The organism is Oerskovia sp. NPDC057915 (assembly GCF_042887685.1).
Lineage (GTDB): Bacteria > Actinomycetota > Actinomycetes > Actinomycetales > Cellulomonadaceae > Oerskovia.
Window position 1 is genome coordinate 21,765 of the sequence record NZ_JBHVOS010000012.1, and the last position, 18,822, is coordinate 40,586.

The 18,822-nt window shown below is 72.6% G+C and carries 15 protein-coding genes; 10 read left to right on the forward strand and 5 right to left on the reverse strand.

From position 1 onward, the window contains the following. Nucleotides 1-200 precede the first annotated feature (200 nt). Nucleotides 201-1,736, forward strand: coding sequence for a helicase associated domain-containing protein (locus ACFVQ3_RS09680; RefSeq protein WP_387638033.1), 1,536 nt, complete (start codon nt 201-203; stop codon nt 1,734-1,736). Nucleotides 1,737-1,866: 130 nt separating this feature from the next. On the opposite strand, the gene ACFVQ3_RS09685 is transcribed toward ACFVQ3_RS09680, so the two are convergent. From ACFVQ3_RS09685 to ACFVQ3_RS09700, 4 genes are all read right to left on the reverse strand, one after another. Beyond that, nucleotides 1,867-2,391, reverse strand: coding sequence for a putative immunity protein (locus ACFVQ3_RS09685; protein WP_387638036.1), 525 nt, complete (start codon nt 2,389-2,391; stop codon nt 1,867-1,869). Nucleotides 2,392-2,589: 198 nt separating this feature from the next. Then, on the reverse strand, nt 2,590-5,169 hold the full coding sequence (locus ACFVQ3_RS09690) for an ABC transporter permease (protein ID WP_387638039.1): 2,580 nt from the start codon (nt 5,167-5,169) through the stop codon (nt 2,590-2,592). Next, entirely contained in the window at nt 5,169-5,981 is an 813-nt protein-coding gene (locus ACFVQ3_RS09695; protein WP_387638042.1) for an ABC transporter ATP-binding protein, read from the reverse strand. Before ACFVQ3_RS09695 ends, ACFVQ3_RS09690 begins: the two co-directional genes overlap by 1 nt. Nucleotides 5,982-6,227: 246 nt before the next feature. Further along, entirely contained in the window at nt 6,228-8,492 is a 2,265-nt protein-coding gene (locus ACFVQ3_RS09700; RefSeq protein ID WP_387638044.1) for a transglycosylase domain-containing protein, read from the reverse strand. A 217-nt stretch (nt 8,493-8,709) separates the two neighbouring features. Here ACFVQ3_RS09700 and ACFVQ3_RS09705 point away from each other — a divergent pair, with 217 nt between their 5' ends. The 3 genes from ACFVQ3_RS09705 to ACFVQ3_RS09715 all read left to right on the forward strand — a co-directional run bounded on the left by ACFVQ3_RS09705 (nt 8,710) and on the right by ACFVQ3_RS09715 (nt 9,932). Next, the gene (locus ACFVQ3_RS09705; RefSeq protein WP_387638047.1) at nt 8,710-9,237 is read left to right on the forward strand and encodes an SRPBCC domain-containing protein; all 528 of its coding nucleotides are present in this window, start codon (nt 8,710-8,712) and stop codon (nt 9,235-9,237) included. Beyond that, nucleotides 9,234-9,548, forward strand: a complete 315-nt coding sequence (locus ACFVQ3_RS09710; protein ID WP_387638049.1) for an ArsR/SmtB family transcription factor — start codon at nt 9,234-9,236, stop codon at nt 9,546-9,548. The genes ACFVQ3_RS09705 and ACFVQ3_RS09710 overlap by 4 nt, the downstream gene beginning before the upstream one ends. Nucleotides 9,549-9,626: 78 nt before the next feature. Next, nucleotides 9,627-9,932 (forward strand): hypothetical protein, encoded by a 306-nt coding sequence (locus ACFVQ3_RS09715; protein WP_387638051.1) that lies wholly within the window; start codon nt 9,627-9,629, stop codon nt 9,930-9,932. Nucleotides 9,933-10,052: 120 nt separating this feature from the next. On the opposite strand, the gene ACFVQ3_RS09720 is transcribed toward ACFVQ3_RS09715, so the two are convergent. Further along, on the reverse strand, nt 10,053-10,751 hold the full coding sequence (locus ACFVQ3_RS09720; protein ID WP_387638053.1) for a phosphatase PAP2 family protein: 699 nt from the start codon (nt 10,749-10,751) through the stop codon (nt 10,053-10,055). Nucleotides 10,752-10,917: 166 nt separating this feature from the next. Between ACFVQ3_RS09720 and ACFVQ3_RS09725 the strand changes: the two genes are divergently transcribed. The 6 genes from ACFVQ3_RS09725 (at nt 10,918) to grpE (ending at nt 18,720) form a co-directional block, all read left to right on the forward strand. Further along, complete coding sequence (locus ACFVQ3_RS09725; protein WP_387638056.1) at nt 10,918-11,709, forward strand: TIGR02569 family protein; 792 nt, start codon at nt 10,918-10,920, stop codon at nt 11,707-11,709. A gap of 112 nt (nt 11,710-11,821) precedes the next feature. Further along, nucleotides 11,822-12,352, forward strand: a complete 531-nt coding sequence (locus tag ACFVQ3_RS09730) for an NUDIX domain-containing protein (RefSeq protein WP_387638059.1) — start codon at nt 11,822-11,824, stop codon at nt 12,350-12,352. Between the two features lie 253 nt (nt 12,353-12,605). Beyond that, nucleotides 12,606-14,810 (forward strand): hypothetical protein, encoded by a 2,205-nt coding sequence (locus ACFVQ3_RS09735; RefSeq protein ID WP_387638062.1) that lies wholly within the window; start codon nt 12,606-12,608, stop codon nt 14,808-14,810. 124 nt (nt 14,811-14,934) lie between these two features. Beyond that, complete coding sequence (locus ACFVQ3_RS09740) at nt 14,935-15,870, forward strand: cold-shock protein (protein WP_387638065.1); 936 nt, start codon at nt 14,935-14,937, stop codon at nt 15,868-15,870. Between the two features lie 334 nt (nt 15,871-16,204). Then, nucleotides 16,205-18,085: a molecular chaperone DnaK gene (gene dnaK / locus ACFVQ3_RS09745; RefSeq protein WP_205308985.1), complete on the forward strand. Its 1,881-nt coding sequence runs from the start codon at nt 16,205-16,207 to the stop codon at nt 18,083-18,085. Next, nucleotides 18,082-18,720: a nucleotide exchange factor GrpE gene (gene grpE / locus ACFVQ3_RS09750; protein WP_387638069.1), complete on the forward strand. Its 639-nt coding sequence runs from the start codon at nt 18,082-18,084 to the stop codon at nt 18,718-18,720. Before dnaK ends, grpE begins: the two co-directional genes overlap by 4 nt. Nucleotides 18,721-18,822 lie beyond the last annotated feature (102 nt).

Below are 18,822 nucleotides of genomic sequence, written 5' to 3' on the forward strand. Positions count from 1 at the left end.
GGGCCACGTCACCGGGAGCGGGCGGCGGGAGGGGGACCGGGGCAGTGGCGCACAGGCTCGGCAGTCTCGCGACCGCACGAGCGGATGAAGTTGGCGATCGGTCGACGTCCTGCCGTCACAAGGGCGGGCGCAGCGTGTCTTTCCAGGGTGATCGGCCCGGACGGGCTGGTGCCGGCCGTGTTCGGGAGAGGAAGCCGTCGATGGGGCTCTACGAGGAGCGTTGGTGGGAGGGGCATGCCCACCTCGTGCGGTTCGTCGCCGAGCACGGGCACCCTCGGGTCCCCGTGAGCCACCGCACCGAGCCCGATGGCTTCGCCCTCGGCACGTGGGTCAAGGTCCAGCGTCGAGAGCACTCCCTCGGGACGCTGAAGGAGGAGCGCCTGCGTGCGCTGCGCGAGGCCGGGTTCGCGTTCGAGGTCCGGCACCCGCTCAAGCAGTGGCAGCGCAACGTGGACCGGCTGGCCGCGTTCAAGGACGAGCACGGGCACACCCGCGTGCCGTACTACTTCGAGACCGCGGACGGTTTCGGGCTCGGGGCGTGGGTCGGCCGCATGCGCAGGCGCCGGGCCTCGGGCGAGGTCACGGACCAGCAGGTGGCGGACCTCGACGCCGTGGGGATGGACTGGACCCTGGCGCTCGAGACGTCGAAGCGCCGCAGCCACCGGGCGTTCGCGGCGTTCGTCGCCGACCACGGTCACGGGAGCGTGCCGGACCCGTACCGTACGAGCGACGGGTTCGACATGGCGGGCTGGGTGGCGCGGGTGCGTCGCGACCGGCGTGCCGGGCGGTTGTCGGCCACGCAGGAGCGCGAGCTGCGCGATCTCGGGTTCGAGTTCCCGAGCGTGCTGGAGCCGGACGACTGGGATGCTCACCTGGCGTGCCTGTCGAGGTACGTCGCTCGGTACGGCCCCGACATCTCCACGACGTTCGAGTGCGACGACGGGACCCGGCTGGGCCACTGGGTGGCGAGCCAGCGCGCGTCCCGGGAGGCGGGCACGCTCCCGGCCGGACGGGTCGCGCGGCTCGACGACCTGGGGTTCGTCTGGCACGCGCACGACGAGGAGGACGAGCTCTGGCGGGAAGGGGTCGCGCTCCTCGCGGGGTACGTGGCGGAGCACGGGGACGGCCGGGTCCCCGGTGACCACGTCGCCCCCGACGGGACGCCCCTGGGGGCCTGGGTCGGGCGACGCCGGTGGGAGCACCGTCACGGCCTGCTGCGCGCAGAGCGCGTCGACGAGCTCGCGGCCCTGGGCTTCGAGTGGACCTCGACGCCGCAGCCGGGGACGACGCGCGGCACCGACGACGAGGCCTTCCGCGCCTGGGTGGACGCGCTCGAGTCCTTTCGGGGAGAGAACGGGCACTGTCGCGTGCCTGCGAGCCACGTGCGCCCGGACGGCAGGAAGCTGGGCGACTGGGTCGCGTACGTGCGCGCCCGGCACGCCAAGGGGCTTCTCGCGCAGGGTCGGGTCGAGGTCCTCGACGGGCTCGGCTTCGAGTGGCGGGTCCGGGACAACGACGCCCTGTGGCAGCAGGGGCTCGAGGCCCTCGGGTCCTACGTCGCGGAGCACGGGCACGCTCGCGTGCCGATCAGGCACCGGCGGGACGACGGGTTCCGGCTCGGGCAGTGGGTTCGCAGCCGACGCAGCGAGGGGAAGCGCAGGCGGCTGAGCGTCGAGCGGGTCGTGGCGCTCGACGCGCTGGGTTTCGTCTGGGACCCGACGGCGCCCGCGACCTAGGCGGGGCCCGGTACGGTCCGGCGCCGCGCGGTCCGGGGCCGTAGGAGGGAGCGGCAACCGCCGCGTGCACCCGGCGTGGAACCCGTGTCGAGCGCGGAGCCCGCGGCCTGACGCCGGGCCGCGCGGCGCGTCAGTCGTCGAAGGCGTCCCAGCAGATCGCGCTCCGGCGTCGTTGGTCGTCGAGGACGAGCTCGCGGACGGCGTCGGGGAGCCGGTCGCGCTGCCAGTCCCGTTCGGCGAGGCGCGCGGCCTCGGCGTCCTTGCCCTGTGCCGACGCGTCGGCGGCCGCGGCCCGGATCGCGTAGGCCGCGGCCCCCAGGTCGTGCGCGGCGACGTGGGCGACGGCCACGGCCTGGCCCGCCGCGAGCGCGGCGAACCTGGCGGGGTCGGGCAGGTCGCGTCCGGCGGCGTTGGCAGGGAAAGCGGCCCGGTGGGCGTCCTTCATGGCGACCTCCCCGCGGATCCAGGCGCGGCCGACGGCGAGGGCGTCGCGCGGGCGGGGGTCGTCGGGTGCGGCCCGCTCGAACAGGGGCAGGACGTGCTCGGCGCAGACCGCGGCCCACTCCGCGAGGTGGTGGTGGTCCTCGTCCGTGAGCGTGCCTCCGCGGCGCTCGGTGATCAGGCGTGGGTCACGGTCGGTGGGCAGGATCGGCATGGGCCGATCCTGCGGCACGGACGGCGTCTGCGCGAGCGAGCACCGGCATGCCCACGTGGGTGCCGGCATGCCACGTGGGTGCTGGCGGGCCCCGCGGGTCCCGGCACGCACCGGGAGACGGCGGACGCCGGCCGCCCCGGAGCGGGGCGACCGGCGTCGTCGGTCCGTGCGGGCACCCGGCCCGCGAGCGAGCGACCGTCAGTCCACCGTGACGGCGTCGAGCACGGGGAGCCGGGCTGCGCGCAGCGCGGGCCACCCTGCGGCCAGGATCCCCACGAGCACCGCGATGCCCACCATGGTCCCGAGCTGGGCCCACGGGATCACGAGGTCCGTGAAGCCCGTGCTCGCGAACACGGTCGGCATCCCGGCCGCCAGCCCCACGCCCACGGCCAGGCCCAGCAGCGTCCCGAACACGGCCGTGAGGACCGACTCGATGACGATGGTCCCGGCGAGCTGGGAGCGTCCCAGCCCGACGGCACGCAGGAGCCCGATCTCGCGCGTCCGCTCGATCACGGACAGCGCGAGGGTGTTGACGATGCCGAGGATCGCGATGACGATCGACAGCCCCAGGAGCGCGTAGAGGATCGTGAGCATCTGGTTGACCTGGCTCGCGAGCGACGAGATGAACTCCTCGTTGTCCATGACGGACACGATCATGTAGGGCTTCGCCGCGGCGGTCACGGCGGCGTCCAGGTCGGCCTGGCTCACGCCGTCGGCCGCCTGGAGGAGCAGCATGGTCGACATCTCGGTCGGTGCCGCGGAGAGCTCCGCGAACACCGTGTCAGGCACGACGACCGGCACGCCGAGGGCGGGCGAGTCGAAGACCGAGCCGATCGTCACGTCGGTGGTGCCGAGCTGTGTGCGCAGCGTGAGCTCGTCGCCGAGCTTCCACCCTTCCTCCTCGGCCTTGGCCTGCAGGACGGAGACCTGGCCGTCCGCGAGCGTGTCGAGGTCACCCTCGACGGCTTCGGTGTCCCACGTCTCGCCGAAGAGGCTCGGGTCGACCCCGAGCACGAACAGCGGTGACGCGTCGGCGGCGGGCTCGTCCGCGGCCCCGACGAAGTAGCGGTCGGCCGTCATGGAGTCGGCCCGGCCGACCTCGGGCAGGTCGGAGATGTCGCTCACCGCCCCCGAGGGGACGGTGCCGGTCGCCGACTGCACCACGAGGTCGGCGAGGGACTCCTCGGTGACGATGCCCTTGAGCGAGGCCTGCATGGACACCGCCAGGACGGAGGCCGCCCCGACGAGCGACATGCCGATCATCAGGGCACCCGCAGTGCTCGCGGTGCGTCGAGGGTTGCGGGTCACGTTGCCGCGCGCGAGCGTCCCGAGCGGCTTGGCCCACGCGACGAACGGCGCGGACATGACGTGCAGGACGCCGCGGGCGACGACGGGGGCGAGCAGCAGCGTCCCGACGACCACTCCCACCGCGCCGAGGCCGAGGAGACCCCCGGTGCGCGCGGCGTCGTCGGCCGCGGCCTGGACGACCGCGAGGACGACGGTGCCCGCACCGGCACCGGCGACGACCGCGCCGACGATCCCGCGGACCTTGAGGGACGCGGCCTGGGCGGGGGCGTCGTCGCGCATGGCCTCGACCGGGGCGACGAGCGCCGCGCGTCGGGCGGGCAGGGCGGCCGAGGCGACCGAGACGACGATGCCCAGCACGAGCGAGACCACGATCATCGACGCGTTGACGGGGACGTCGCCCGTGAGGTCCATGCCCATGGACTCGAACAGGGCCTTGAGGGCCGTGACGAGCCCCAGCCCGCCGAGGATGCCGAGCGCACCGCCGAGGGTGCCGATGATCGCGGCCTGGGTCAGGATCGAGGAGAAGACCTGGAGCGGGGACGCACCGACGGCACGGAGCAGCGCGAACTCGCGCTGCCGCTGGCGGACCGTCATGGCGAACGTGTTCGCGATGATGAACCCGCCGACGAACAGCGAGATCCCGGCGAAGACCAGCAGGAAGGTCTCGATGAACCCGAGCATCGACGCGATGTCCTCACGGGCTTCGTCCCGCGCGACCTCGCCCGTGATGACCTCGACGGGCTCGGACGGCGACGAGGCCTCCAGGGCGCTCGCGACGTCGTCGCGCAGGTCGCTCTCGCTCACGCCGTCCTGCGCGAGGACCGTGATGCTGGGGACCATGCCGTCGGGCGCGAACGCCGCGGCCGCGGTGGCCTCGTCGAAGAAGACGATGCTCGCGCCGGCCATCGAGGCGCCCATGTCGACGATCCCGGTCAGGGTCGCCTCGGTGATCTGGCCCGCGACGACGATCGTGGTCGTGTCACCGATCGCGAGCCCGCTGGCCTCGGCCGTGCCGGCCTCGAGCAGGAACTCGTCCGGGCCCGACGGCGCCACGCCCTGCGTGAGCGGGGTCGCCGGGTCGTCGGCCTCGTAGGCGAGACCGAACGTCGGCGCTCCCGTGGTGGGCGGCGGGGTGCCGTCCGCCCCGACGAGGACGAGCGGACCGGTGTAGTCGGCGAAGGCGTGCGCGACGCCGTCGGCCCCTTCGATCGTGTCCGCCAGGTCGGCGGGGATCGGGTTGCGGACGGCGCCCGCGGTCGCGTGCTCCTGGGTGAGCGCGGAGGAGTCCTCCTCACCACGCACGAGCACGTCCGCGGACGAGCTGTCGACGATCCCGTCGAACGTCGAGGACAGCATCTCGCGCAGCGAGAACGTGCCCGCGACGAACGAGACGCCGAGCACGACCGCGAGGATGGACATCCCGAGACGCACGAGGTGCGCGCGGACGTTGCGCAGGGCGACGCGCAGCATCAGGCGGCCGCCTTCTTGCGCGTGAGGGAGCCCAGGACCGCCAGGACGGAGTCGGGCGTCGGGTCGAGGACCTCGTCGACGATGCGGCCGTCCGCGAGGAACAGCACGCGGTGCGCGTAGCTCGCCGCGACGGGGTCGTGCGTGACCATGACGACCGACTGGCCCAGGTCGTCGACCGACTCGCGCAGGAACGTCAGGACCTCGCGCGAGGACGTCGAGTCCAGGTTCCCCGTGGGCTCGTCCGCGAACACCACCGACGGCTTGGAGACCAGTGCGCGCGCGCACGCGACCCGCTGCTGCTGCCCGCCGGACAGCTCGCTCGGGCGGTGCTTCAGACGGTCGGTCAGCCCGACGGCGTCGACCACCTTCGCGAGGTACGCCCGGTCCACGGGCTTGCGCGCGATGTCGAGCGGGAGCGTGATGTTCTCCTCGGCCGTGAGCGTCGGCACGAGGTTGAACGACTGGAAGACGAACCCGAGCTGGGTGCGGCGCAGCTTCGTGAGCTGGCGCTGGTTCATGGTGGAGACGACGAGGTCGTCGACGACGACCGTGCCGGCCGTCGGGGTGTCGAGGCCCGCCATGCAGTGCATGAGCGTGGACTTGCCCGAGCCGGACGGACCCATGATCGCGGTGAACCGACCACGGCCGAAGTCGACGTCGACGCCCGCGAGCGCGTGGACCGCCGTCGGGCCCTTGCCGTAGGTCTTGACCAGGCCGCGCGCGGTCGCGATCGCGTCGGGGGCGGAGGGCGGGGTGCCGCCGGCGGCTGCGGCCGCCGTGACGGTGACCGGGGCAGGGGACGGGGAGGGCATGTCGGGACTCTCTCTCGAGGGGTGCGCGTGCGGACGGCGACCCGGTCGAGGGGGAGTGTCGCGGTGGGGACCGGCAACGGTCGCCCCTCCGAGCCGCTGTGCCCATCCTGGCGGCGGCCCGGTCGGCGGAGCATCGGGGATGTCCCTGAAAGAACCCTGAACGTCACCCGTGGGCGTGCGGCGTCCGGCGTACGCCCTCCGAGGGACCGACCGTGCGGAGGCCGTCCGGCACCTGGTGCCCGGTGCCTAAGGCGTCGGGGGGACGCCCGGGTCGACGGGCGGGGCGGGGTCGACGGGCGCCGCCGGATCTGTCGGCGGTGCCGACGGGTCGGTCGGGGTGACCGGGGCGTCGTCCTGGGGCTTCGCGGGTTCCTTGGGGGCGGGTGGGACGCCCACCATGTTCGGGTCGGGGGCCGGGAAGTCGACGACCGGCGAGCCCTCCAGCGCGGTCTCCATGAAGGAACGCCATGTCGGGGCGGCGAGCGTCGACCCGTACCAGCGCTGCTGGTACTTGCCGTTGATCGTCATGCGGCTCATCGAGACGTCGCTCTCCGCGTTGCCGATCCACACCGCCGTGACGATCTGGGGCGTGTACCCGATGAACCACGTGTGGTTGTTGTTGTTCGCCGTGCCGGACTTGCCGGCGCTCGGGCGCGAGAGCTGGGACTTCTTGCCCGTGCCCTGCGTCATGACGTTCTGGAGGGCGAAGGTCACGGTGTTCGCGATGTTCGGGTCGAGCGCGTTCGGGTTGCAGCTCGCGGACGGCACGGGCAGCTCGCTCCCGTCGGCACCGACGATGCGGGTGATCGCGATCGGGTCGCAGTAGGTCCCGCCGCTCGCGAACGTCGCGTAGGCGGCGGCGAGCTGGAGGGGCGAGGAGTTCTGCGTGCCGATCGTCATGGTCGGCATGACGTGGATCGCGGACGCGTCGCCCGTGATCTCGGCCGTGCGGGAGGGGCGGAGCCCGATGCTCCACGCCATGTCCCGCACCGCGCACAGGTCCAGCTGGGACTCCATCGTGGCGTAGCCGGTGTTGACCGAGTTGAAGGTGGCGCGCAGGACCGGGATCTCGCCCTGGTCGGTCGAGCCGTCCGAGTTGCCCGGGGACCACGGGATGCGGTCGAGACGGGCGCACGAGGCGTGGAAGTCCCGGTTCGGCACGAACGTGCGCTTGTTCGCGTTGACCGTCTGGTTGAGGGTGTGACCCGACCGCAACCACTCGGCGAGGGTGAACACCTTCCACGTCGAGCCGGGCGAGAAGCCCTGGGACGAGCCGTGCTTCTGGTCGGCGTTGTAGTTGACGGCCGTGGTGCCCGGTGCGGGTTCGCGCGCGACGTCGTAGGGACGGTTCTGCGCCATCGACAGGATCTTGCCGGTGTGGGGTTCGACCGCGACGATCGCGTCCTCGATGCCGCTCGGGTCGCCGGGCGGGACGGCTGCGGTGATGGTCGCCTCGGCTGCGGCCTGCATCCGCGGGTCCAGCGTCGTCGTGATGTCGAGGCCGCCGCGGTAGAGCAGTGCCTGGCGGTCCGCCTTGGTCTCCCCGAACGTCGGGTCGGAGGTGATGACCTTGGTGACGTAGTCGCAGAAGAAGGCGGCTCCTCCGGCCGTCTGGCACCCTCCGGTGACGGGCTGGACGACCAGGGTCGCGGGCAGCGGGGTCGCGACCGCCTCGTCGTGCTGCTGCTGGGTGATGTAGCCCTGCTCCAGCATCTTGTTGAGAACGCGGTTGCGACGTGCTTCGGAGTCGACGGGGTTGGTCACGGGGTCGTACTTGGTCGGGGCGTTGGTGACCCCGGCGATCGTGGCTGCCTCGACGATGCTGAGCTCGGAGGCGTGCTTGGAGAAGTAGTGCAGCGAGGCGGTCTCGACGCCGTAGACCCGGATGCCGAACTGCGCGATGTTGAGGTAGCCCTGGAGGATCTCGTCCTTCGACATGACGGTCTCGAGCGAGATCGCGAGCTTGGCCTCGCGGGCCTTGCGTCCCAGGGTGTCGTCACGGGCCGCGCGCATCGCGACCGGGTCGTCGTCGCGCACGGCCTGCTCGATCAGGACGTTCTTGACGTACTGCTGGGTCAGGCTGGAACCGCCCTGGGTGTCGCCTCCCGTGAAGTTGTTGACGGCCGCACGGGTCACGCCCTCGGGGTCGATCCCGCCGTGCTGGTAGAAGCGGTGGTCCTCGATCGCGACGACCGCGTCCCTCATGGGTTGGGAGACCTGGTCCAGGGGGACCACGATGCGGTTCTCCTGGTAGAAGGTCGCGAGCAGCGTGGTGCCGTCGTTGGCGTAGACGCGGGACTGCTCGGCCAGGGGCCCGGGGACGAGCTCGTCGGGCAGCTCGTCGAACATCCTCGTGACGTCCTCGGACACGGTGTTCGCCCCCGCGGCGAGGGGCAGGAGGAGGCCTGCCGCGAGGACGCCCCCCACGGCCGACACGAGCAGGAAGGCCATCAGGAGCGCGAGCGCCTTGACGGCGGAGGTCTGCTGACGGGGTCGTGTGGACTGGCCCATCTGCCGACTGTACGTCCCGAGTCCCGGGGCGGCTCGGTGAGCCGGTATCCGTTGCCGGGGCGTGACCTGGGGTGGTGCGGGCGGCGTCCGGCCCGGCGCTTCGGGTGCAACCTATGGGTTGCGCGTCGTGGCATCAGGTGCAACTCTGGAGTTGCACTTTTTAATGACACCCCAGCAGGACCCGAGAGACCTGGCAGGACCCGAGAGAGGAACGACCATGACGACCACCGACCAGCAGGCCTCGATCGACACCGAGGCGTTCCAGGTGACCCGCACGCTGATCGTGCACGCCCCGCCGTCCACGGTGTGGGCCGCCCTGACGCGCGACGACCTGATCGCCCAGTGGTTCGGCCAGGAGGCTCACCTGCCCGACCTGCGCGTGGGCGGCGAGGGAACGTTCGGCTTCGACGGCTACGGACGGTTCGCCGTCCGCATCGAGGAGTACGACGAGCCCACGGCCTTCGCCTTCACCTGGACCAACCAGGCCGGCGCCGAGCTGCGCCCCGACAACTCGACCCTCGTCCGGTTCACGCTGACCCCCGAGGGCGAGGGCACCGTGCTCGCCGTCGTCGAGTCCGGGTTCGAGCGTCTCGGTGACCGCGCCGAGGGTGCGATGGCCGACAACCGCTCGGGATGGACCGGTGAGCTCGACGAGCTGGTCGCGTTCGTCGAAGGGCCGGGGTCCTCGGCGGGGGCCGCGTCCGTCGAGGGCGCCGCGCGCCCCGCCGACGGGCCCGAGGCGTGAGCACCCAGACGCTGGCCCCCGTGTTCGCGGCGCTCGCCGACGACACGAGGTGGCAGATCCTCCAGGAGCTGGGACGCGCGGACCTGTCGGCGTCCGCGCTCGCGACCGTCCTGCCCGTGACACGGCAGGCGATCGCGAAGCACCTGGCCGTGCTCGCCGAGGCCGGGCTGGTCGAGCCCGTGCGCGTCGGGCGCGAGGTCCGCTACCGCGCGATCGGGTCCCGCCTGGGCGAGACCGCCCGTGCGCTCGATGCGATCGGCGCCGCGTGGGACCGCCGCCTCGCCACGATCAAGCGGATCGCGGAGGGCTAGGTACCTCCGGGTCCTCCGGTTCCTCCGGTTCCGGAGGGCCCGGAGTGCCGAAGGTGCCGGCAGCGGTAGCGTGGGCGCGTGCCACTCACGCTCTGCGTCCTGCTCTGGGCCGTCGACGGCCAGGTCGAATCCCTCGCGCGCTACGAGGACGAGGTCCTCGCGCTCGTCCCGCTCCACGGCGGCCGGATCACCTCACGGGTGAGGGCACTGCCCGGTGAGGATCCGTCCCTGCCTGCCGAGGTGCAGGTCGTCGAGATGCCCGACGACGTCGCTCTCGCCGCGTACATGGCCGACCCCGCGCGCGTGGCGCTCGCGGACGTCCGGGACAGGGTGGTCGCGCGGACGCAGATCGTGCGCGTGGAGCCGGTCGCCGACCGAGGGTGACGGTCCGACCCGCCGAGGGTGACCGCCCCGCCCGCCGAGGGTGACCGCCCCGCCCGCCGACGGTGACCGCCCGACCCGCCGAAGGTGACGGTCCGGCCCGCCGGGGGTGACCGGTTGCCGTCAGACCCGCACCCGCGACGTGTCGCGGCGCAGGTAGCCCCACGCGAGGACCGCGCAGACGACGCCGTTGACGAGCCCGGCGAGGACGTCGGTCAGCGAGTGCATGCCGCGGTACAGCCGGGCGAAGCCGACCGCGAACGGGACGAGCACCGCGAGGACCGTGAGCACGACCCGGAGCGCAGGGTTCTGCACGCGCTGCGCGAGAAGAGCGAGCGTCAGGTAGAACGCCGTGGAGGCGCCGGTGTGCCCGCTCGGGAAGCTCGACGTGGGCGGGGCGTGGTCGAGCATGTCGACCTCGGGGCGTGTGCGGCCCACGACGAGCGAGGACGTGAGGAAGATCAGGGCCTGCAGCGACACCGCGAGCGCGGGGACCAGGGCGAACCACCACTGCCTGGTCCGCCACCAGACGAGCGCGACCGCGAGCACGCACGCCCCGATGATGAACTCGGTCATCCCGATCGCGGACAGCATCTCGGTGACCGTGTCGAGGAACGGGGTGCGCACCTCGACGAGGGCCCGGTTGACCCCGGCCTCGCCGGGCAGGTTCTCGAGCGGGCCCTTGATGAGGAAACCGAGCCCCACGATCGCGACCCACAGCGCGACGCCGGGCAGGAACGCCCGCAGCGCCAGGTCGCGGGCGACCTCACGGCCCGTCGGGCGCGAGGTGTCGAGCTCGTAGCGGTGGACGAACGGGTGCACGGGGCCTCCAGTCAGGGTCGGCGCGCACCGACCTGTGGGCCGGGTGCGAGTCCCGGACATTACGTGCACACGGGACGACTCGCACGGCGAGCTGCTCGGGGCACGCGGCACGACCGTCGCCGAGCGCTCCCGTCCCGCTCCGCTGCGTCCTGGGTAGGCTCGCCCGGTGCACCCACCGAGACATGTCCTCGAGGAGTTCGGCGCCGTCGGGCGGGCGACGAGGCTCGACGGCGGACGTGGCCGGGCGTGGCGCGTCGGGGATACGGTGGTCAAGCCGCTCGACGTGCTGCCGGCCGAGCTCGACTGGCTGCGGGACCACGCGCCGTCGGGCGGGCACGACCTCCGACTGAGCCTGCCCCTCGTGAGCCGTTCCGGCGACCTCGTCGTCGACGGCTGGACGGCGTTCCCGGTCCTGCCGGGCGAGCACGTCGCGGGGCGGTGGTCACGGATCGCGGGCGTGGCCCACGAGTTCGCGGCAGTGTTCGACGGCGCCGCGCGGCCCGCGTTCCTCGACGACAGGACGCACGCCTGGGCACGGGCGGACCGGCTCGCCTGGGGCGAGGAGGCGAGCGACGTGCCCGACGGCGTGCCGCACCTCCCTGCGCTGCTCGCGGCCCGGCGGACGGTCGTCGAGCCGTCGACGATCGTCCACGGCGACCTCGCGGGCAACGTCCTGTTCGACGACGACCTGCCGCCCGCGGTGATCGACCTGACGCTCTACTGGCGGCCCGTGCGGTACTCGGTGGCGATCGTCGCCGTCGACGCGGTCTCCTTCGAGGGGGCGCCGCTGGGGCTCCTCGAGACGATCGACCCGGAGGAGGGCTTCGCGCAGCACCTCGTGCGCGCACTGGTGTTCCGCATCGCGACGGACTGGTTCAACGAGCTCCCGCTCGCCGTCGACGACGTCTACGCGGCGACCGTGGAGCGCGCGCTCGACCTGGCGGCGCGGGGACGCTGACGCGTGGGGTGACGCGCGTGGAGCGCGACGCGTGGGGGCGCTGACGCGCGGTGGCGCGATCCGCCGTCGGGCAGGCCTGGAGCGCGGCCCGAGCGGCTGCGAGGATGCCTGGATGGCTGACGCGGAGACCTGGGACCTGCTCGACGCGCAGGGCGACCCCACCGGGGAGGTCCGCCGCCGAGGGGATCCGGGATGGCCCCCGGGCCGCTTCCACCTCATGGTGGCGACGTGCGTCGTCCGGTCCGACGGCCGGGTCCTGCTCACGCGCCGCGCTGCGACCAAGACCTTCCCGTCCGCGTGGGAGATCCCCGGGGGCAGCGTGCTCGCGGGCGAGACCGGCGCTCGGGCGGCCGTGCGCGAGCTGCGCGAGGAGACGGGGCTCGTCATCGACGAGGACGCCCTCGAACGGGTGGGCAGAGGTGTCGAGTCCGCGTCATTCCTCGACGTCCACGTCGCGACCGTGCCCGGTCGACCACGGCTGGTCCTCGACCCGGCAGAGGTCGACGCCGCCGCCTGGGTCACGTGGACCGAGGTCGAGGCGCACCGCGCGGCGGGGCGGATGCCCGCTCCCTGGGTCGGGTGCTTCGCCCCGCTCTGGCCCGACCTCGCCCGGAAGGTGGCGGAGGTGGCGGGCCGAGGGTGAGCCGCCAGACGCCCCGCGTACCCGGTGCGACGAGCTCGGCGCGGGCCGCGGCAGGTCGAGCGGGAGCAGGACGACGCGGGCGGAGCCCTCGGCCTCGTGGCACGGCCTCGGGTGGTCGGCACCGCGCCCGCGAACCGGTACAGTTCCGGCCGAATGGTCCCGTTCCCGGTCGTCGTCGACCGGACCCGTCCAACCGGGGAGGCGGGCTCTCCGCTTCGGCGAGAACGGCGGTGCAGTGGTGTTTGCAGGACGGGTGCGTCGCGCACGGTGGATGCTGCGTGCAGGGGCGGGGGGCGCGGTCGTGTGCGCAGTCCTCCTCAGCGCTCCGACGATCGCGAGCGCGGACCCGAGCGACGGGCTGTCGGAGACCTCCCGCACCCGGTACGAGGTCGACGGGGCGGGTCCCGTCCGGGTCACGGTCACGACGACGATCCGCAACGAGCAGCCTGACAGCAGCCAGTACACCTACTACTGGGACGAGTACGGGATCCCGGTCCCTGCGGGAACGACCGACGTCTCGGCCACGAGCGGCGGAACCGCGCTCCAGGTCACCCTCGAACCGACCGAGGACCCGGCGACGAGCGCGGCCGTGGTGTCGTTCGCGCCGCTGAACTACGGGCGCGAACGGACCGTCGAGTGGGCCTACACGCTCCCGGGGGAGCCGGTCCGCTCGGAGGGGATCACGCGCGTCGGTCCCGGCTACGCCACGTTCGTGGTCAGCTCGGCGGGCGACCCGGGTCAGGTCGTGGTCGAGATCGTCGCGCCCGCGTCGATGGACTTCGACAGCACCTGGTCCGGCTTCACGTCGGTCGTCGAGGGCGAGACCCAGACGCACCGCGCGACCGACAGCACGGACGACAACGGCACCTGGGCGTTCGTCTCGCTGCGCGACCCCGACCAGTCGGAGACGACGACGGTCGAGGTGGGCGGCACGGAGCTCGTGCTGGAGAGCTTCCCCGGCGACACGGAGTGGAGCGGTTTCGTCGCCGCGCAGCTCACCGCGGGTCTGCCCCTGCTCGAGCGCTCGGTCGGCATGCCCTGGCCCGGCAACCTGGAACGGATCCGCGAGGACGTGTCGCCCGGGGTGCTCGGGTACGCATGGTTCGACTCGGTCGCGGGGGAGATCGTCATCCCCGAGGACCTCGACGCCGGGCTGCTGTTCCACGAGCTCTCGCACGCGTGGCTCGGCGGGGACAGGTTCGAGGACCGGTGGGTGTACGAGGGCCTGGCAGAGGTGATCGGGCAGAGCGTCGCCGCCGAGACCGGCGGTCCGGCGGACCCGAAGCCCGCACCCGCGCGCGACGCGGCGGACGCCCTGCCGCTCGCCACCTGGCAGGAGGTCGACCTCGAGGACGGCGCGGACGCCGTCGAGGAGTACGCCTACGCCGCGGCAGGGACCGCGATGTCGGAGCTCGTCGGGGGCCTGGACGAGGAAGCCCTCGGCTCGCTCGTCGCGGCCGCGTACGCGGGCGAGAGCGCGTACGACCAGCCCGGCACCCTCGACCACCCGGGCCGGACCGACGGTCGTCGCTTCCTCGACCTCGTCGAGGTGCGTGGTGAGGTGGCCGTGGCCGAGGCGACGTACCGGACGTGGGTCGCCGATGCTGCCGACGCCGCACTGCTCGACGCGCGGGCCCCGGCACGCGAGGCGTACGCCGTCCTCGACGAGGCGGACGGCGCCTGGTCGCCGCCCGCCGGGCTGCGTGCCGCGATGACGGACTGGGCGTTCGAGGACGCCGAGGTCGTCCGAACGGCCCTCGGCGCCGACGCAGCGGCGTCCGCCGGGCAGGTCCAGGAGGCCGCCAGAGCCGCAGGACTGCCCGACCCTGCAGCCGTGCGCGATCAGTACGAGGGGGCGGAGAGCACCGAGGAGTACACGGCGCTCGCGACCACGCTGCCGCGCGCGGTCGAGGTCGTGGGGGTCGTGGGCGACGCGGTCGCTGCCGCCTCGGGCGGCGGCCCGCTCGCCGGGCTCGGGCGACTGCTCCTCGGCGTGGACGGCGCCGTCGACGACGCCCGCGCCGCGCTCGACGACGGGCGTCTGGACGACGCCGCGGTGGCCGCCGACGACGCGTCGTCGGGTGCCGCCGTCGCGCCGTGGCTCGGGCCCGGCGCCGTCGTGCTCGTGCTGGGCGCCCTCGGCGGTGGCATCGTCCTCCTGGTGCGTCGCCGTCGTGCCCAGGGCTCTGCGGCTGAGGCCGCCGTGCCGGTGGCTCCGGCGGTCGACGGTGGTGACCGGGCGGCTGATGCTGATGCTGATGCTGGAGCCGGCGTGGATGCGGACGCCGATGCCGGAGCCGGCGTGGATGCCGACACCGGCGCAGACGCTGAACCCGGAACCGACGCTGAAACCGGAGCCGAAGCCGAAACCGGAGCCGACGCCGAAGCGGACACCGATGAGGGATCGCGCGACGAGCAGGCCGTGGACGAGCCCATCGCCCCCGCGGTCACGTCGTAGCGGACGCGGGGACCGGCGGCTCCCCGCGGTCGACTTCCTCGGGATCGGCTGATCCCGCCTGCTGCCGGCCCCGCCGGGGGGACAATGGGTGACAGCAAGTGTTCGCTTAGACGAGGAGTCCTCAGTGCCCCAGGGAATTGTCCGATGGTTCGACGCCGACCGAGGCTTCGGCTTCATCGACCTCGGGAACGAGGCCGAGGACCTGTTCGTGCACGCGTCCGAGATCCTCGACGACGACGGACCGCGGGTGCTCCGTGAGGGGCAGACCGTCGAGTTCGAGGTCGGCGAGGGGGACCGTGGCCCGCAGGCACGCCGCGTCCGCGTGACCGGTGACCGGGCCGCCGATGCGCCTCTGGGTGTGCTCGGCACCGTCAACTGGTACGAGCCGACCAAGGGATACGGCTTCGTCACGCCCGACGGCGGTCGCGGCGAGATCTTCGTGCACAGCTCGGCCATCGTCGGTGGCGGTGTGATCTCGGAGGGGCAGCGGGTGGCGTTCCTCGTCGTCGACGGCGAGAAGGGGCCGCAGGCGGACCACCTGCTGCCGCTCGGTGCCGAGGCTGCCCAGCGTGCTGTGTCTTCGGACGGCGCTGACGGCACGGTCTCCTGGTACGACGACGTCAAGGGCTTCGGGTTCGTCGCTCCCGACTCGGGTGGTGACGACGTCTTCGTCCACGTCAGCGCGCTCGGCTCGGGGCTGACCGAGCTCTCCGAGGGCGACCGCGTGACGTACGACGTCGTCGACGGCGACAAGGGGCCCAACGCCCGCAACGTGCAGCTCGCACGCGGTTCGGGCGGCGCGCGCGGCGGCATGGACCGTGGTCGGCCGGGCCGTCCCGCCGCATCCGGCGGGCCTGTGCGCGGAGGCGAGGGCACCGTCGCGCGCTACGACGAGGAGCGCGGCTTCGGCTTCATCACCCCCGACGACGGAGGCCTGGACCTGTTCGTGCACGTGTCGGTCGTGCGCGGCGACGAGGTCCTGGAGGAGGGCGACCGGGTCCGGTACAAGGTGCGCCAGAGCGACCGGGGACCGCAGGCGGACGGCGTCGAGCTGGTCTGAGCGAGGAGCCTTCGTGAGCGGGTGGCCGGGCGGTTCCAGGTGAACCGGCCGGTCACCCGCTGTGCTTCTGCCGACCAGCCCCAGCCACACCCGGGAATACCCCGCCCAATCCCATAGTTGAGCCTAGTGGACTCAAGTTCACGCCCCCGCCGCTTGCGCAGCGGCACGGACCGGCATAACTTGAGTGGAGACGACTCAACCGGCAGTCGGGTGGAGACACCCAGCAGGGGAAGGTCCGGACGGGCGCGCCACCACGCGCCGTCGGGCAGGGAACCACCGCGGGCTGCCGCACGGACGACAGCACCACACGCAGCAGAACAACGGAGGCACGAACATGGCACGAGCGGTCGGAATCGACCTGGGCACCACCAACTCGGTGGTCGCCGTCCTCGAAGGTGGAGAGCCCACCGTCATCGCGAACGCCGAGGGCGCTCGCACGACCCCGTCGGTCGTCGCGTTCTCGAAGACCGGCGAGGTCCTCGTCGGCGAGATCGCCAAGCGCCAGGCGGTCACGAACGTCGACCGCACCATCACGTCGGTCAAGCGCCACATGGGCACCGACTGGTCGGTCGAGATCGACGACAAGAAGTACAGCGCGCAGGAGATCTCCGCGCGCGTGCTCGGCAAGCTCAAGCGCGACGCCGAGGAGTACCTGGGCGAGCCCGTCACCGACGCGGTCATCACGGTCCCGGCGTACTTCAACGACGCCGAGCGTCAGGCGACCAAGGACGCCGGGCAGATCGCGGGCCTCAACGTCCTGCGCATCGTCAACGAGCCCACCGCCGCCGCTCTGGCCTACGGCCTGGAGAAGGGCAAGGAGGACGAGCTCATCCTCGTCTTCGACCTCGGTGGTGGAACGTTCGACGTCTCCCTCCTCGAGGTGGGCAAGGACGAGGACGACTTCTCGACCATCCAGGTCCGCGCGACCTCGGGCGACAACCGCCTCGGTGGTGACGACTGGGACAACCGCATCGTCGAGCACCTCATCCAGCAGGTGAAGAACAGCTCGGGCGTCGACCTGTCGAAGGACAAGATCGCGCTCCAGCGTCTGCGTGAGGCGGCCGAGCAGGCCAAGAAGGAGCTCTCGTCCGCGACGAGCACCAACATCTCCATGCAGTACCTCTCGATGAGCGAGAACGGCCCCATCCACCTGGACGAGAAGCTCACGCGCGCTCAGTTCCAGCAGATGACGCAGGACCTCATCGACCGGACCAAGGCGCCGTTCCACGCGGTCATCCGCGACGCCGGCATCTCCGTCAGCGACATCGACCACATCGTGCTCGTGGGTGGTTCCACCCGCATGCCCGCCGTGACCGAGGTCGTCAAGGAGCTCACGGGCGGCAAGGAGCCCAACAAGAGCGTCAACCCGGACGAGGTCGTCGCCGTCGGCGCCGCGCTGCAGGCCGGTGTCATCAAGGGCGAGCGCAAGGACGTCCTCCTGATCGACGTCACCCCGCTGTCCCTGGGCATCGAGACCAAGGGTGGCGTGATGACCAAGCTCATCGAGCGCAACACCGCCATCCCGACCAAGCGCAGCGAGGTGTTCTCGACCGCCGAGGACAACCAGCCGTCCGTGCTGATCCAGGTGTTCCAGGGTGAGCGCGAGTTCGCCCGCGACAACAAGCCGCTGGGCACGTTCGAGCTCACGGGCATCGCCCCGGCCCCGCGCGGCCTGCCGCAGATCGAGGTCACCTTCGACATCGACGCGAACGGCATCGTCCACGTCGGCGCGAAGGACCGCGGCACCGGCAAGGAGCAGAAGATGACCATCACCGGTGGCTCCGCGCTGCCGAAGGAGGACATCGACCGCATGGTCAAGGAGGCCGAGGAGCACGCGGCCGAGGACAAGAAGCGTCGCGAGGAGGCGGAGACCCGCAACCAGGCCGAGTCGTTCGTGTACTCGACCGAGAAGCTCGTCGCGGAGAACAAGGAGAAGCTCCCCGCCGAGGTCGTCACCGAGGTCGAGGCCGACATCGCGTCGGTCAAGACGGCCCTCGAGGGCACGGACGCGGACGCCGTGAAGTCGGCCCACGAGAAGCTCCTGGCCTCGAGCCAGAAGATCGGCGAGGCGCTCTACGCGTCGGCCGAGCGTGAGCAGGCCGCGGGCGACCAGGGCGCCGCTGACGCGGACGCGGCTGCGGCCGCCGGTGCGACCTCCGCGCCCGACGAGGACATCGTCGACGCCGAGATCGTGGACGAGGACGACAAGAAGTGACGAGCGACGCGCAGGGCCCCGAGGAGTTCGGCTCCGAGGACCAGCCCTTCCACTTCACGGACAAGCGCAAGGTGACCCCGGAGGGGCAGCCCAAGGAGGCTGCCCCCGAGGGGGCCGCCGGGGCCGGCTCGGCGGGGAACGACGCCGAGCAGGACCCGCTGGCCGGGCTCGACTTCGAGCCCACCGGCGAGGCCGGCGACGACGCAGCGCTCCTCGCTGCGCAGTCCGAGGCGGCGGCCCACCTCGACGCGCTCCAGCGCGAGCGGGCCAGCTTCACCAACTACCGCAACCGGTCGCTGCGTGACCAGGAGGCCGCGCGGGTCAAGGGCGTCGAGGACGTCCTGGCCGCGCTCCTGCCGGTCCTCGACGACATCGACCGGGCGCGCCAGCACGGCGAGCTCGACGGCCCGTTCGTCGCGATCTCCGACAAGCTCGACGCGAGCCTGTCGAAGTTCGGCATCGAGCGGTACGGCGTCGTGGGCGAGGAGTTCGACCCGACCGTCCACGAGGCGCTCATGCACCAGGTGGACCCGGCCGCGACGTCGGCCACGGTCAACATGGTCATCGAGCCGGGCTACCGGATCGGCGAGAAGATCGTGCGCGCCGCGCGCGTCTCGGTCGTCGGACCGGAGTAGAGACGACGGTGGGTGCCGGGCCCTGCGGGACCGGGCACCCACCGTCCCGGGACGCCCGACGGCGGAGCGCACCTTCCACGTGAAGGTGACCTCCGCCGTCGG

Excerpts from the sequence above, each read along its gene's own strand:
- ACFVQ3_RS09685 (WP_387638036.1), bottom strand. The coding sequence starts at position 2,391 with ATGCCGATCCTGCCCACCGACCGTGACCCACGCCTGATCACCGAGCGC.
- dnaK (WP_205308985.1), top strand. The coding sequence starts at position 16,205 with ATGGCACGAGCGGTCGGAATCGACCTGGGCACCACCAACTCGGTGGTC.
- ACFVQ3_RS09690 (WP_387638039.1), bottom strand. The coding sequence starts at position 5,169 with ATGCTGCGCGTCGCCCTGCGCAACGTCCGCGCGCACCTCGTGCGTCTC.
- ACFVQ3_RS09730 (WP_387638059.1), top strand. The coding sequence starts at position 11,822 with ATGGCTGACGCGGAGACCTGGGACCTGCTCGACGCGCAGGGCGACCCC.
- ACFVQ3_RS09680 (WP_387638033.1), top strand. The coding sequence starts at position 201 with ATGGGGCTCTACGAGGAGCGTTGGTGGGAGGGGCATGCCCACCTCGTG.
- ACFVQ3_RS09700 (WP_387638044.1), bottom strand. The coding sequence starts at position 8,492 with ATGGGCCAGTCCACACGACCCCGTCAGCAGACCTCCGCCGTCAAGGCG.
- ACFVQ3_RS09695 (WP_387638042.1), bottom strand. The coding sequence starts at position 5,981 with ATGCCCTCCCCGTCCCCTGCCCCGGTCACCGTCACGGCGGCCGCAGCC.
- ACFVQ3_RS09705 (WP_387638047.1), top strand. The coding sequence starts at position 8,710 with ATGACGACCACCGACCAGCAGGCCTCGATCGACACCGAGGCGTTCCAG.